The 15,610-nt window shown below is 67.2% G+C and carries 9 protein-coding genes; all 9 read left to right on the plus strand.

Annotated features, from left to right (window positions below; genetic code table 11):
• The first annotated feature begins 225 nt into the window (after positions 1 to 225).
• The 9 genes from CEY11_RS09845 (at position 226) to CEY11_RS09885 (ending at position 15,566) form a co-directional block, all read left to right on the plus strand.
• Positions 226 to 552, plus strand: coding sequence for an antibiotic biosynthesis monooxygenase (locus CEY11_RS09845; RefSeq protein WP_088603182.1), 327 nt, complete (start codon positions 226 to 228; stop codon positions 550 to 552).
• 224 nt (positions 553 to 776) lie between these two features.
• Positions 777 to 4,049, plus strand: coding sequence for a non-ribosomal peptide synthetase (locus CEY11_RS09850; RefSeq protein ID WP_198958872.1), 3,273 nt, complete (start codon positions 777 to 779; stop codon positions 4,047 to 4,049).
• Positions 4,046 to 11,059, plus strand: coding sequence for a non-ribosomal peptide synthetase (locus CEY11_RS09855; protein WP_088603183.1), 7,014 nt, complete (start codon positions 4,046 to 4,048; stop codon positions 11,057 to 11,059). Before CEY11_RS09850 ends, CEY11_RS09855 begins: the two co-directional genes overlap by 4 nt.
• A gap of 184 nt (positions 11,060 to 11,243) precedes the next feature.
• The gene (locus CEY11_RS09860; protein WP_088603184.1) at positions 11,244 to 11,582 is read left to right on the plus strand and encodes a cupin domain-containing protein; all 339 of its coding nucleotides are present in this window, start codon (positions 11,244 to 11,246) and stop codon (positions 11,580 to 11,582) included.
• 247 nt (positions 11,583 to 11,829) lie between these two features.
• Entirely contained in the window at positions 11,830 to 12,528 is a 699-nt protein-coding gene (locus tag CEY11_RS09865; RefSeq protein WP_269845273.1) for a GntR family transcriptional regulator, read from the plus strand.
• Positions 12,529 to 12,597: 69 nt separating this feature from the next.
• Positions 12,598 to 13,533, plus strand: coding sequence for a thiamine pyrophosphate-dependent dehydrogenase E1 component subunit alpha (locus CEY11_RS09870; RefSeq protein WP_143322779.1), 936 nt, complete (start codon positions 12,598 to 12,600; stop codon positions 13,531 to 13,533).
• The gene (locus CEY11_RS09875) at positions 13,530 to 14,600 is read left to right on the plus strand and encodes an alpha-ketoacid dehydrogenase subunit beta (RefSeq protein WP_088603187.1); all 1,071 of its coding nucleotides are present in this window, start codon (positions 13,530 to 13,532) and stop codon (positions 14,598 to 14,600) included. The genes CEY11_RS09870 and CEY11_RS09875 overlap by 4 nt, the downstream gene beginning before the upstream one ends.
• 8 nt (positions 14,601 to 14,608) lie before the next feature.
• Entirely contained in the window at positions 14,609 to 15,331 is a 723-nt protein-coding gene (locus CEY11_RS09880) for a 2-oxo acid dehydrogenase subunit E2 (protein WP_088603188.1), read from the plus strand.
• The gene (locus CEY11_RS09885) at positions 15,324 to 15,566 is read left to right on the plus strand and encodes a biotin/lipoyl-containing protein (protein WP_088603189.1); all 243 of its coding nucleotides are present in this window, start codon (positions 15,324 to 15,326) and stop codon (positions 15,564 to 15,566) included. The genes CEY11_RS09880 and CEY11_RS09885 overlap by 8 nt, the downstream gene beginning before the upstream one ends.
• The last annotated feature ends 44 nt before the right edge of the window (positions 15,567 to 15,610 follow it).

Here is a 15,610-nt window from a genome sequence, read left to right on the forward strand (position 1 = left end):
ATCATATATCCATACAGAAGCCTCGGCCTGTCTTGCGGGATACATTTTTTCTTATGGCTGTAACCATCATATAGGTAATATGTCGAATATTGACATCATTTAGAACCGCAGCATAAACTGCGCCTGTGAAGGAGGCCGCGCACGAGACAAACGACACACCTATCGCCCCTCACCTGTAAGTTCCGCAAATCCATTCCCCCCTCCTAGATAACCAAGGAATTCATCATGGCCGATATGTTCTTGACCATCACCCGCGCCAACATCAAGGCAGGCAGCGAAAAAGACGCCCGCGCACTACTCGAAAAATCCCTGCTGCCCAGCGACGGTTCCAAGCCCAGCGATCACGTTCCCGGGCTCATCGGCTTCGGCTTGATGCGCTCCAAGAAAGACCCCTCCATGTTCGGCCTGGCCACCGTCTGGAAAGACGAGGCGTCCTTCGATGCACTGGCCAAGAACCCCAACGCCAAGACCGGCGGCCATTGGGTCGAGAAGTTCATGAACTTCACCAACGGCGACGTCAAGGGCGAAGGCTTCTACATCGAAAGCCTGTAAGCTCGGCGCATAGTTGCGCTCGTGGCCCCGCCTGCACGCAGGCGGGCAGCCGCGACAAAAGTTTGTATACATAACGTAGATACTGTAGTTCTCTCCACCGCAGCTCCCTCCACATGACGGGCCGGGCCGGTTTGCAGGCATGTCGTCCACCACGGCCTCGAACTCGCCACCAGCGTAGCCAGGATCCGGCCTTGACCGTTGCGCCGCAGATTCCGGACACGCTCATGACCTCAGCCCAGTTCCCTTCAGGCCCGGCCATGCCAGGCCGCACTTCCGAGCCGAGCGGCCCCGCGCTGCGCCCCATCGAAGACGCTTATCCGCTTACCCGCATGCAGCAGGCACTGCTGGTGCGCTGCCTCGCCTATCCCGAGCAGCCCTTGTATATGGGGCAGTGGTGGGCCGTGCTCGAAGGCGCCCTGGACACCGCGAATTTCACTGCCGCCTGGCAGGCGGTGGTCGATCGTCATGCGGCGCTGCGCAGCGGCTTTCACTGGGATCTCAAAGACCACCCCTTCCAGGTCGTGCATCGCCAGGCGAAGCTCAAGGTTCTGCAGCAAGACTGGAGCGCCGAAGCCGATTGGCGTGCGCGCCTCGATGCCTTTCTGGCCGAAGACCGCGCACAGGGTTTCGAACTCAAGAAGCCTCCGCTGATGCGCATTGCGCTGTTGCGGCTCGCGCCGCAGCGCCACATCGTGGTCTGGACGCGCCATCACCTGACGGTGGACGGCTGGTCTCTGGGCATCCTCCTGGAAGAAGCTTTCGCGATATACAAGGGGCTATGCCGGAATCAGCCGGCGGCCCTGCCGCCTGCGCCATCGTTCCGCGCCTATGTCGAATGGGAAAAGACTGCCGCCTCGGCGGCGCCGCACTGGGGCGCGCTGCTGGCCGCACACCCCATCGAAGACGGCGCAAGCGGCGAGACCCGCCTTACCCGGGGCGCGTCGAACCCTGACATACAGGCCATCGAACGCCGCGTACCGCAAGCCGACGTGCAGCGCCTCGAAGCGCTGGCCCGCGCCTGCCGGGTAACACTCAATACCTTGATCCAGGGCGCCTGGGCCATGGTTGGCAGCCGCCTCGACGGGCACGACGGCCAGCTTTTCGGCGCGGTCGAAACACTGCGCCCGCCCCAGCTCGACCAAGGCGGCGACAGCCGCCTGGTGGGCATACAAATACGCATCCAGCCGGTGCTGGCGCGCATCGACGACAGGCCGCTGGCAGCCTGGCTCGAAGCCCTGCAGGCCACGGTGGCCGACGCACGCGAAGCCGGAACGCTGGGCATGGACGAACTGCGCGAACTGCTCGGGCTGCCGCGCGACAGCCTGCCTTTCGACAGCCTGGTGGGCTATCAAAACTACCCGCTGGACATCAACGCCGCGCTCGAAGGCAGCGGCCTGGCGCTGGCCGGCAGCGGCGACACCACCCTGCCCGATATGCCGCTGAACCTGATGGTCGAGCGGCACCAGGGCGAACTCAGTCTGCAGCTGATGTTCGATCGCCACCTGCGCGATGCCGCCGATGCCGCCCTGCGGCTCGACATGCTGGCGCACACGCTGGCCAGCCTGCCGGATCACGCCGATACGCCGGTCGCCGCCATCGACGTGCTGCCGCAGCAAATACGCGCCGCACTGCTGGCGGACGCCGCTACGCCGGCGCCGGAACCGGCCGGCCAGCACGGCGTGCTTGGCGCCATACTCCAGCACGCGGCGGCGCAGCCGCACGCCATCGCCGCCACATGGGGCGAACAGCGCCTAAGCTACGCCGAACTCGCGGCCACCGCCGCGGCCGTGGCCCGCCACCTGGCGCAGCGCGGCATCGGCCGCGGATCCCGCGTCGGCGTACTGCTGGAACGCACGCCCCTGGCCATCGCGGCAATCATCGGGATCCTGCACAGCGGCGCGTCTTATGTGCCGCTGGACATGGATTCGCCAGCCGAGCGCAAAGCATATATCGTCGAGCAGGCCGGGCTGGCCGCCGTGCTGGCCGACAGCGAAGGCGGCGAGCTGGCCGGCGCGCCCCTGGTTACCGTGAACGAGATCGTTCGCGGCGAATCGGCTCCAGCTGCGGATCCGGATGCGGCAACGCTGCCGGCCCCGGGCGACGAAGCCTACGTCATTTTTACCTCCGGCTCGACCGGGCGCCCCAAGGGCGTGTCGGTCAGCCATGGCAACCTGGCCTATCACGTCGCGGCGCGTGCCGCGGCTTATGCGGGCCGGCCCAACCAGGTGCTGCTGCTGAGTTTTCCCCTGATCTTCGACGGCTCGGTCACGGGCATCTTCGGCACGCTGGCCATCGGCGGCACGCTGGTGCTGCCCAAGCCCATCGAGGCCACCGACCCCGACCGCCTGGCGGCGCTGATCCGCAGCCAGGGCGTAACCCAGACCATCATGATTCCCTCGCAATGGAGCCTGCTGCTGTCGGCCGGCAACGCCACCGACTTCGCCAGCATGAAAATGGCCGTGGTCGCCGGCGAGGCCTGCCCGCGCGACCTGGTCGAGCGCCACTGTGCGCGGCTGCCCGGCGTCGTGCTCAGCAACGAATACGGCCCCACCGAAACCACGGTCTGGGCCACACTGGAAATCTGCCGCGCCGGCGAGACCGGCCCGGTGGCCATAGGCCGCGCCATCCCCGGTGCCCGCGCCTACGTGGCCGACGGCCGCAACCGGCTGTGCCCTCCGGGGGCGGCGGGCGAGCTGCTGATCGCCGGGCCCGGGGTCGCGCAGGGCTATGTGGGGCGGCCCGACCTTAGCGCCGAGCGCTTTATTGCCAACCCGTTTCATGACGAGCCCGGCTACGGGGTGGTGTACCGAACCGGCGACCGCGTCGTACGCGGCTTCGACGGCCGGCTGCGCTTCCATGGCCGTTCCGACGACCAGGTCAAGATCAGCGGCTACCGTATCGAACTCACCGAAATCGCGGCCTGCCTGCAGGAACTCGCCGGCGTGCGCGAAGCAGTCGCCATAGCCCAGCGCGCCTCCCCGCAAGCGCCGGCACGCATCGTGGCGCACGTGGCGGGCCCCGACCTGCCATCCGAAGAAGCCATACTGCGCCACGCGCAGCGGCTGCTGCCCGCCTACATGGTGCCGCACGGCGTGGTGCTGCACGAGCGCCTGCCGCGTACGGCCGCCGGCAAGGTCGACCGCCAGGCGCTGCCGCAGCCGCGCCTGCGCGAAAGCGTTGCCGAAGCCCCCGAAAGCGGCGCCGAACAAGCCATAGCCCAGATCTGGCAGGCGGTGCTGGGCTGCGGCGCGGTGGGCCGGCACGACGATTTCTTCGCCATAGGCGGCCGCTCGCTGGACGCCATGCAGGTGGTATCGCGCCTGCGGCGCGACCTGAAGCTCGGCGTCGACCTGATAGACCTGTTCGAGGCGCCGCGGCTGGCCGATTTCGCGCGCCGCGTCGGCGGCCGCGAGTCCGGCGAAGCGCCGGCGATCCGCAAGCGGCAGCGGGCGCGGGTCGACCTTTCTACCGTATCGACTCCCGGGCAGGCATCGTGAGCAGCGGCTACGTCGCGGCGGCATCGTTCGCCCAGCGCCAGCTGCGCTATCTGGATCTGCTGCAGCCCGGGGGCATCGAATACGCGGTGCCGCTGGCCATAGAGATCTCCGGCCCGGTGAACCAAGACGCGCTGTGCCGCGCGCTGCAGGCGGTAATCGCCCGCCACGACGTGCTGCGCGCCGCACTGCCCCTGGCCGACGGCGTGCCTGTACTGGCGGTGCGCGACGACCTGCAGATCGATATCCCGCTGCTGCGCGTCGAGGCTCCCGACCGCGCCCAATGGCAGCAGGCGCTGGCCGCGGCCGTAACCGCCCTGGCGGCGCAGCCCTTCGACCTGGATCACGGCCCGCTGTGCGCGGCGCAGCTGCTGTGCCCGTCCCGGCCCGCGGCGGCCGGCTGCAGCCTGGCCCTGCTGGTGGTCATGCACCACGCCGTGGCCGACGGCACGTCCCTGCCGATTTTCCTCGACGACCTGGTGGCCGCCTACGACGCCTGCGTCGGCGGCGCCGAGCCGCGCTGGCCGGAACTACCTCTGCAGTATCCCGATTATGCCGATTGGGAACAGGAACAATACGGCGAGGCCGGCGCCCCCGCGCTGGCCGAGGCCTTGCGCTACTGGCGCGAACAATTGCAGAACGTCCCGCCGCTGCTCGACCTGCCGCTGGATCGGCGCCGCGGCGCGAACCTCGCGCGCGCCCGGGGCGCCACGGCACGCCTGGTGCTGCCCGCCGCAAGCGCAGCGGCCATCGACGACATGGCGCGCCGGCACGGCGCCACGCCCTTCATGGCGTACCTGGCAATATTTTTCGCGGTGCTGCACCGCTGGAGCGGGCTGGACGACCTGGTGGTCACCGTTCCGGTCTCCAAGCGCACACGGCCGGAACTCGCGCGGCTGGTGGGGCTGCTGGTCGACACGCTGCCGCTGCGCCTGGCCTGCACGCCCGACACGGGCTTCGACACGCTGCTGGGCGACGTGCATCGTACCTTCCTGGCCGGCGTGCGCCACCGCGACGCCCCCTTCCAGCGCATCGTCCAGGCCATCGGCATCGAGCGCCGCACCGACGTCGTGCCGCTGATGCAGGTGCTGTTCGGGGCGCTGGAACAGTCCGGCGTAGCGCTGGTCGCCGCCGACGGTACGCGCTTCGCGGCCGTGGACGACCAGGCCGAGCAGGCCGCCAAGTCCGACATTTCCTTCGTGTACCGCCAACAGGCGCAGGGCACCGAGCTCTGGTGCCGCTACGACCCGTCGCTGTTCGACCACGCCAGCATCCAGGGCCTGCTCGCCTGGTTCGCCGCGGCGGCCGGCGCCGTGGCCCTCGCGCCCGCCCTGGCGCTGGGCGACCTGCCGCTGATCGATGCGCGCGCGGGACGCGAACTCATCGCCCGCTACAACGACAATCGCCGGCCCTACCCCGCCGATAGCTCGGTGGCCGAGCTGTTTGCCGAAACCGCGCGCCGCTATCCCGGGCACCCTGCCGTAGACGACGGCGGTACGCCGCTCAGCTACGCCGAGCTGGCGCAGCGCGCCGGGCGCCTGGCCGCGGCGCTCGCCGCGCGAGGCGTGGCGCAAGGCGACGCGGTGGTGCTCATCGTGCCCTTGTCGGCCCGCTATATTTCCCTGGTGCTGGCCATACTGGAACTCGGCGCCACCTACGTGCCGCTCGACCCTTCCCACCCGCACGCCCATCGCGCGCGGCTCGCCGCCGCAGTGGGCGCCCGCGCGGTCATCGTGCAAGACGAAGAAACGGCCGAAGGGTACGGCGCCTCCGCCACACTGCACGCGGCGCGCATCGAGGCCGAGGCGGCCGCACTGCAGGCGCCGCATCCGGCGGCGCGGCCCGCATCCGGTGCCGCCTACGTCATGTTCACCTCCGGGTCGACCGGCGAGCCCAAGGGCGTGGCCGTGCCGCACAAGGCCATCGCGCGCCTGGTGCGCAACACCGATTTCGCCGAGTTCGGCCCGCGCACGCGCGCCGCCGTCTACTCCAACCCCTCGTTCGACGCCTCTACACTGGAACTCTGGGCGCCGCTGCTCAATGGCGGCACCGCCGTCATCGTCGAGCGCCGCGCCATGCTCGAAGTGGCCGAGCTGCGCCGCACCCTGGCCGAGCGCAATATCACCCTGCTGTGGATCACGGCCGGCCTGTTCCACGAGATCGCCGGCATAGACCCGGCCGTCTTCGCCGGGCAGCGGCTGGTATTGACCGGCGGCGACGCCGTCAACCCGGCGGCGGCGCGCGCGGTGACGGCCGCGTGCGCCGGCTCGGGCCTGCGCCTTATGAATGGCTACGGGCCCACCGAGAACACCACCTTCAGCACCACCTTCGACATCGGCGCACTCGACCCCGACGGCCCCACGATACCGATAGGCCGCCCCATCGCCAACAGCACCGCCTATATTCTCGACCGGCGCGGCCAGCCCCTGCCCACCGGGGTGAACGGCGAGATCTACGTGGGCGGCGACGGCGTCGCGCTGGGCTACGTCGGCGACCCGCAGCGCACCGCCGCCGCGTTCCTGCCCGACCCCTATGCCGGCGTCGACGGCGCGCGCATGTACCGAACCGGCGACCACGGCCGCTGGCGGCCCGACGGCACGATACTGTTCGCCGGGCGCACCGACGACCAGGTCAAGGTGCGCGGCTTTCGCATCGAACTCAATGAAATCGCCGCCGCGCTCGGCCGCCACCCGGCGCTGCGCGCGGTGCACGTGGCCGCGCCGCGCCAGGCGGGCAGCGAGCGCAGCATTGTTGCCTATGTCGTGCCGCTAGGCGCCGCCGCGCCCACCCCGGCGGAACTGCGCCAATTCCTCGAACCGCTGCTGCCCGCGCACATGCTGCCGCAAGCCTATGTGGCCACGGAATCCCTGGCGCTGAACCTGAACGGCAAGGTCGACCGCAAGGCGCTGCCGCCCATCGAAGACCGCCACTACGACAGATCCACACAGATCGTGTCGCCGCGCACCGACGAAGAAGCCACGCTGCACGGCATATGGCGCGAGCTGCTGGGCCTGGAATCCGTCAGCGTCACCGATGATTTCTTCCACGTCGGCGGCGACTCCATCCTGGCTATCCGCATGGCGGCGCGCGCCGTCGACGCGGGGCTGCCGCTGACGCCCACCGATGTCTTCCAGCTGCAGTCCATCGAGCGGCTCGCGGCGGCGGCCGGCGCGGCGCGCCAGCCGCGCCCCAGACGCGGCGGCACCGAGCAGGTCTTCGCCGCCGAACTGGTGCCGCAGACCCTACCCGGCCAATCCGGCGCCAGGCCGGCCTATGTGCTGGCCAGCCTGGCGCTGGATCGGCCCGTAAGCATCGCCGAGCTGGCCTTCGCCACCCAATTGCTGGCCGAGCGCCACGAAGCGCTGCGCCTGAGGGCGATCCGCGACAGCGCCTCCAGCCGGCTGGAGGTCATGGCCTATGTAGCGCAGCTGCCCATCCGCACCGTCGAGGCGCCGGGCCTGGACGACACGCAGATCGACGACTGGGTCGCGGCGCACGCCGAACGCATAGGGCGCGGGCTCGACCCGAACAGCGGCGTCATGATCGCCGCCACCCTGGTGGATCGCGGCCCGGCGGACGGCCCGGTGGCGGTGATCGCACTGCATCGCGCCGCCGCCGACGAACACAGCGCGGCCCTGATCCTGGCCGAACTGGACACCGCGCTCAAGTCCGGAAGCGCGGCGCTGGCGGCGCCCGACACCAGTTATGGGCTATGGCTGCAATGGCTGCAAGCCTATGCCGACCGTCAGGCGGCCGACGGCGCACTGGCCGTCCTGGAAAGCCCGGCCATGCGCACGGCCGCCACCCCCGAACTAAGCTCAGCCACCGACTGTGCACGCGCCGCGGCACGCTGCTGGCTCGATGCCGACACCGCGGCGGCGCTCGCCGGCGACGCGCCGCGACGGCTGCGCGCCACCTTGCCCGATCTGCTGGCCGCGGCCCTGGCCGCCGCACTGCCGCAAGCGCCGGGCGGCCCGGCCCGCGTACTCATCGAAGCCCTCAATGGCCGCGGCACCCTGCCGCCGGACGCGCCCGCCAGCGACGGCCTGGTCGGCATGCTCGATGCCCCGCTGCTGATCCTCGCCCCCATCGGCCCGCAGGCCACGCCCCAGCACCTGCGCGCCGTCAAGTCGGCGCGCCAGGCCGTACAGGCGGGCGCCCCGGTCTATGCGGTGCTGGGCCAGACGTTCGACCTGCCCGCCGCTGCGCTGGGCGTGGCCTGGTCCGACGCCACCGCGGCGCACCCCGCGATGCGCCTGCATTCCCTGCCTGCCTTCAGCCCCTCGGTACGCGGCATGCTGCTGGCCCGCGCGCACGGCGGACGCATCACCCTGGAATGGTTCGGCGCCGAGCCCGGCTGCGGGGCCGCCAAGCTGCTGCAACGCGTATCCGCCGAGCTGCAGCGCGCCGCAGCTCTGGCCGCCGCGGACAAGGCCGCGCTCTACACCCCGGCCGACTTTCCTCTGGCCGCGCTGTCCGATGCAGAACTCGAACGCATCGTCGCAGACGGCTCCCACATCCAGGACATCTACCCGCTCTCGCCCATGCAAGAGGCCATGCTGGTTCACACCCTGGCCGCCGAACATTCCGAGATCAATTTCGAACAAAGCTGCGTGCGCATGCGCGGGCCTCTGGATCTCGAAGCGTTCCGCCATGCCTGGGCCACCGTGTTCGAACGGCACGACGTGCTGCGCACCGCCTTCCATTGGCGCGGCCTGGCGCGGCCACTGCAAGTCGTGCACCGCAGCGTGGCGCTGCCCATGCAAGACGAAACCTGGCCAGCCTTCGACGCCGCGCGCCTGGAAGACTTCCTGGCGCGCGACCGCGCCCGGGGCTTCCGCCTCGAAGAGGCGCCGCTGGTGCGCCTGCACGTCATCCGCTGCGCCCCGGACGAAACCTATGTGGTGTCCAGCTTCCACCATCTGCTGGTCGACGGCTGGTGCCTCGGGCGCCTGGAACGCGAAGTGCGCGCCGCCTATGAAACCTACCGCGGCCGCCCGCCCCTGTTCGATGCGCCGGTGCCCTACCGCGCCTATATCGCCTGGCTGGCGCAGGCCGACCAGACGGCCAGCCGGCGCTTCTTTGCGGAACTGCTGGCCGACCTGCCCGCCGAGCGTCGGCTGTATGCGCCGCCGCAGGGGCCGGCCCGCTCGTTCGCCACGGCGCGGCTGGCGCTGGATCGCGGCGCCAGCCGTGCGCTGACGGCGTTCGCGCGGCGGCGCGGCCTGACCCTGGCCGCCACGCTGCATTTCGCTTGGGCGGTTTGGCTGGGCGCGCGTCTGGGCAGCGACGACGTAGTCTTCGGCACCACGGTGTCGGGCCGGCCGGCGGGTATCGCCGGGGTCGAGAACATCGTAGGCCTGTTCATCAACAACCTGCCCGTGCGGCTGGACGTGGCGGCCACGGCCGCCTGCGGTGCGCGGCTTGCCGCCATGCAGTCGCTGCTGGGGCAGCTGCAGGCCCACGCGCACCTGCCGGCCACCGCGGTGGCCGAAGCGGCCGGGCGCGGTGCGCGCGCCAGCGCACTCTTCGACACGCTGGTGGTGGTGGAAAACATCGCATCCGGCACCAGCGCCTGGAGCGGCGCGCAAGGCCTGGTCGCCGAGCCTGTCCATTCCCGCCTCAAGACCGCCTACGACCTGACCTTCATCGCCGTGCCCGGCGATTCGATCGTGCTGTCGCTGGTGCAGCCCGAAGACGGACGCGAACTCGAAGACGGCCACGAGGTACTGCGCGCCGTGGCAGCCATACTGACGGCGCTGCCCGAGGCGGCCGACGGGCGCATCGACACGCTGCCCCGGCCCGAGGCGCGCCCCGCCCCCGCCGCCGGGCCGGCTGCCGAACGCCGCGCGCTGCGCTTCGCGACGCGGCCGCGCAGCACGCTCGAGGCCCGCATCGCGGCGGCGGTCGCCGACCTGGCCTTGCGCGCGTCACCAGGCGCCGAGGCGGCCGACCTGGATACGGACTTCTGGCGGCTTGGTGTCACATCGCTGGAACTGGTGCAACTGGCCGCAAGGCTCGAACAGGCCCTGGAACGCCCGGTGCCGATCTCGCTGCTGCTCGAACACCGCTCGGTGGCAGCCCTGGCGCGGGCCATCGAATCCGGCCAGGCCTGGAACCCGATCGTACCCATGAGCGCTGCCGCGCCGCGCACCGCAGCCGGCGGCGCCGAGCCCCCCGCCCCCTTCGTCTGCGTGCATCCGGTGGCCGGCGACGTCAGCGTCTTCCTCGACCTGGCGCGCGCCATGCCGCCATCCATACCGTTCTGGGCGATCCAGGCGGCCGGCCTCGAAGAGGGCCAGGAACCGCTATCCAGTGTCGAAGCCCTGGCACAAGCCAATCTGCAGGCCCTGCAGGCGCGCGGGCAGCCGCAGCCGCGCTGGATCGGCGGCTATTCCTTCGGCGGCATCGTCGCCTTCGAGATGGCGCGCCAGTTGGCCGCGCAAGGCCGGGCGCCCGAAATGGTGGTGATCATCGACACGCCGGCGCCGCTGGAACGCGCCTCGGTGCTGGATCCCGACGCCGATCGGGCGCATGCCCAATGGCTGGCACGCATGGCCGACGTGCGCGCCCGCTTCCAGGGCCTGGAACCCGTGCTGGAAATGGAAGAGCTGCTGGCCCTGCCGGCCGCCGAGCGCTTCGATCTCGCCGTGCGGCGCCTGCACGCGGCGCGCATCCTGCCGCCCGCGGCCAGCGCGCGCTGGCTGCAGCGCGCCCACCGTACCAGCCTGGTGCAGTATGACGCCTACCTGGCCTATGCGCCGCGGCCCGAGCCCGTGCCCGGCCTGAGGCTGGCGCTGATCCGCGCCAGCACGCCGCTGCATTCCGACCTGGGCGACGCCGAAAACCGCCAGCTGGCATTGGCCGACCTGGGCTGGGGCTGCTTCACCGACACGCCCATACCGGTACATCAAGTGCAGGGCGACCATGTCACCATACTGGGGCCGGACAGCGCAGCCGAGGTCGCGGCGGCGGTGATGCAAGTGCTGCAGGCCGAGCCCAGAAAAACCTGACCTGTCCACGACGAATTTTCCGGATGGCGCCCATTGACGCTCCCTTTGATACTGTCTACACTTCTATCAACAATTCTAAAGACAGGTCTGCTTGCTGAGATGTTCATGGTAGGCGCCCACCCGTCGGGGCAGGGTGTACCAGGCGTAATAGCCCCGCTTTCCCTATAAATTTCAGGAGACCGTTATGGCAGGCGTTGGTACTGACAAGATTTTCGAAAACGACAAGGTAATTGTCTGGAATTTCGTGCTGGAGCCCGGTGCCGAGACACCGATACATACGCACGAGCACGCCTATATGTGGTATTCGATCCAGGGTGCTCCATTGCAGATATTCGACGAAGCCGGCAAAGACTTGGGCACGCTGGAGGTTCCCACGGGCGCCGTGTATTCGCTCAAGCTGGAAGATGGTTTTCTCGAGGTGCTTTCCGACATCGGCAAGGGCGTGCGGGTTCCGGCCACGCACAAGGCGAAGAACACCGGCCCCACACCCTATCGCGAAATCCTCGTGGAATACAAGAACTGACCCGTCACCCGCTGTCAAGAACGTGGCGCCCCAAGCCAGCTGGGGGCGCCATGCCTGCGAAGATTACCTGGCGGCCGGGGGCGCGTCCGAACATGGGCAGCTCTGCTTTGTCTCGAGCGTACCGGGGCGGGTCGTGTGTTCCGGCGGGCGAACGTCCGCCGGAACATGGCAAGTGCTGTGCTCGACAGGCGCGCATGGCCAAACTATGAGACGATGAAATTTTCTGAACGCCGATATGTTGGATCGAATGAATGACATTGTCATAGAAAATGCCGTGGCGCCGCCACGGACCAAAAGAAGCCATACAGTAGGTGAGCTATACAAACGCATCAAAGACATGACCATTTTGTACGACTTCATGCCCGGGGAAAGAATCAACGAAGTCGAGGTATCCAATCGGTTCGGCGTCAGCCGCGCGCCCCTGCGCGAAGCCTTGAACAGGCTGGCCGCGGAAAACCTGCTGCATTTCATTCCCAACAAGGGATATTTCACCAAAAAGCTATCGCGGCAAGAAGTCTTCGATCTCTATCAGTTACGGGAAATCATTGAGCTCGGCGGGCTGAGGCTGACCCTGAAAAAGGCGACGGATGAAGAAATCTCGGATCTGTCCGATTTTTGGGATTCAGTCATGGAACGCACCGATGAACTCGGAGCCAAGGAACTGGTGACGCTCGACGAAGAATTCCATATCAGGCTGATACGCCTTTCAGGGAATGTCGAACTGGTCAGATCGCTGAACGCTGTCAACGAAAGAATACGTTTCGTACGCTGGATCGACCTCAAGAGAGAACAGACCACCTATTCAGAGCACCGCTCTATCGTGGAGTCTCTGGCCAAGCGGGACGCGGAACAGTCCGAGACGCTATTGAGCAAACATATTTCCCGCAGGATGGAGGAAATCACATTGATACTTCGGGAAAGCGTGGCGCAGTTATATGTACGGTAGCCCCCGTTCGCGGGGCTGAAAACCGATGATCCGGACCTAACCGATGATCCGGGCCTACAGGAGATCGAATTGACAGTCGACGCACTTCATTTATACCGATGGATGATTGTCTGCCGTGAGTTCGAGTCGGCGCTGTGTGCCGCGAATCCGCGCTGGTTTTCGACGGAAGGGGAAGAAGCCGTTCTCGTCGGGGCCTTCGCGGCACTGGAAGCCGGCGATATCGGCGCACCGCATTATCGAGGCCCTTTTGTCGCCTACCTCATGCGCGGGGCGGACATGAAGACGCTGGCGTGCCAGGCCTTCGGCAAGGCCGCAGGATACAACAAGGGAAGATCCGTTCCTTTTACCGGCCCCCCCGAGCTGGGCTTCGTGCCCTGGGTGGCGGGCGACCTGGGCTCTTCGCTGGGTATCGCCACAGGTGCAGCCCTGGCTTTGCAGCGTACCGGAAGCGGCGGCAAGGCCTGCATCTGTTCATTCGGCGACGGCACCGCCAATCGGGGAGACTTTCACGAAAATCTGAACATTGCCGGCCTGTGGAAACTACCGATCGTGTACGTCTGCCAGAACAATGGCTGGGCCATTTCCCAGCACGTGCAGTCTTATCTGCCCGCCCCGGTAGTCGAACGTGCCGCAGCCTATGGCATGCCGGGCGTTACGGTCGACGGCAATGACGTGCAAGCCGTCTATGCCGCGGTGGCGGCCGCCCGGCACCGGGCAGCCAAGGGTGAAGGTCCGACCTTGATCGAAGCCATGACATGGCGCAAAGGCGGCCATTGGTCCGGCGACAAAGCGCTCTATAAAGACGCTGCACAAAGAGCCTACGCCGCCCCCGACCCCATCGAGCTGTTGAAAGGCCGCTTGATCCGGGACGCACTTGCATCCGAAGATGCACTGGAAAATATTCGCGGCGAGGCAGCGGAACAGGCCCGCAATGCTGTCGCAGAGGCCCAGACCCGCAGCGACGCAGGGGCAACGGAGCTCGGAGAGCACGAGGTGTTCGCATGAACCAGGACATCAAGCGCGCCGCGTCTGGCGGCATGACCGGCAGCGGGGCGCCCCACAGCCGGGAAAACGTTCGGCTGACGCTGGCCGAAGCCATCATCGAAGCCATTCGCCAAGAAATGCAGGATGATCCGTCGGTCATCTACCTCGGACAGGATGTGGGGGTTTTTGGTGGCGTCATGCAGGGCACCCGAGGGCTGTACGATGAATTCGGCCGGAACCGCGTCCTCGAAACACCCATCTCTGAATCGGCCATGGTGGGTATCGGGCTGGGCGCTGCGCTGTTTGGCATGAAGCCCATCGTGGAAGTCAGCTTCGGCGAGTTCTTGCCGGCGGCCATGAACCAGTTGATCAACCAGGCCCCCAATCTTCACTATATGACCGGCGGGGCCAAGAGCGCGCCGGCCGTCATCAGAACGCGCGCCGGCCATGGGCCCTATGGCGGGCACCCGCAGGACTACTCGGTATGGTTCTGCCACGTTCCCGGCATCAAGGTCGTCATGCCGGCAAACCCATCCGATGCCTATCGGCTGATGCGTGCCGCAATCCGCGACCCGAATCCGGTGCTTTTCGTGGAACCCATGTCCCTGTCCCACGGCCGTCGGGAACAGGTCGATCTCACCGAATCCATAGGCCCGGAAACCATCGGATCGGCACGCATCGCGCACGCGGGCAAAGACCTGACGCTGGTCGCCTACGGCTCCCAATTACCGCTGGTGCAACGCGCGTCCCAGCGAGCCGAGGCCGAGCATGGCGTCAGTGTTGAAATCATTGACCTCCGGAGCCTTGCCCCCTGGGACGTCGCAACGGTCGTGCAGTCGGTACGCCGGACCCGGCGGCTATTGACCGTGCACGAGGCCTGGAAAGGCTTCGGGCACGGCGCCGAAGTCATTGCGCGGGTACTCGAAGAGCTGGGGCCTGATTCAGAAGCCGTCAGAGTCGGGCGCGTTGGAGCGAAGCCGGTACCGATTCCCAGCGGCCCGCTGCGTGGGCTTGCGTTGCCCGACGAGAAGGAAATTCACACGGCCATCATGAATCTCGCCAGGTCGCGCGAAGCTCATATTGCATAGGGATTCCCATGACTGGAGAAACGCTCGCATCCATCCCTGTCGCGCGCCGGATCAAACTCGCCGGCAGCCAGAAAATAGTGGCAGAGCGAATGGTGGAAAGCCTCAGAGTCAATGCCAGTGTCACCGCCATGGCGGAAGCGCCGGCCGGGGCCTTGCTGAAAGCCTGTGCACAGTGGCAATCGTCCGGCTCCAAGGCCGGGCTGACTCACTTGCTGATACACGCATGCGCGCGCTGTCTGGAGCGGCATCCCCGGCTCAACGGCGCGATCTTTGAAGACCAGATCGTCGAGTTCGCCGAAATCAATATCGCGCTGGCGGTGTCCTTGCCGGACGGCGGCTTGCAGTCGGTGGTGATACGCCGCGCCAACGAAAAAGATATCCCCCAGATTACCGAGGAAGCCCAAAGCCTGGTGCAGCGTGCGCGCGACGGCGCATTGAAGCTCGAGCACGTGCGGGGCGGCACGTTTACGCTCAGCAACTACGCAGGCTTGAAACACGTGGTGTGGGCCACTCCCATCATCCCCCCGGGCCAGTCCGGAGTGCTTGGCGTCGGCCGAATCCATCATAGCCTGGCGCCGCAAGCAGGCAAAAATGGCTATACAACGCAAGAAACGTTGCCATTGTCCCTAACTTACGACCACCGGCTCATAAATGGAATGGCGGCGGGTGCATTTCTGGAAGATCTGATAGATATGATGGATACGACGTCTCTGGAGCGCACCAATGGCTAAGCAAGTTCGGATAACTCTCCCAAAATTGTCTGAAGACTTTGAAACCGGGACTTTCGTTGCCTGGCACAAGAAGGTCGGTGACAGGGTTGAACAGGGCGAGATCGTCGCCGAGATCATGACCGACAAAGTCAATCTCGAGATCGAGTCGTCCGCCAGCGGAACAGTTCAAGCGCTTTTGGTCCAGGAGGAAGATTCCGTTCGGGTCGGCCAGGAGCTCGCCATCCTCGAGTGTTGAAATACCGCCTTGTCCGGTCGGTGCACCCTTTCGAATGCAGATCC

It is taken from the genome of Candidimonas nitroreducens (genome assembly GCF_002209565.1).
In the GTDB taxonomy this organism is placed as follows: Bacteria; Pseudomonadota; Gammaproteobacteria; order Burkholderiales; family Burkholderiaceae_B; genus Candidimonas; species Candidimonas nitroreducens.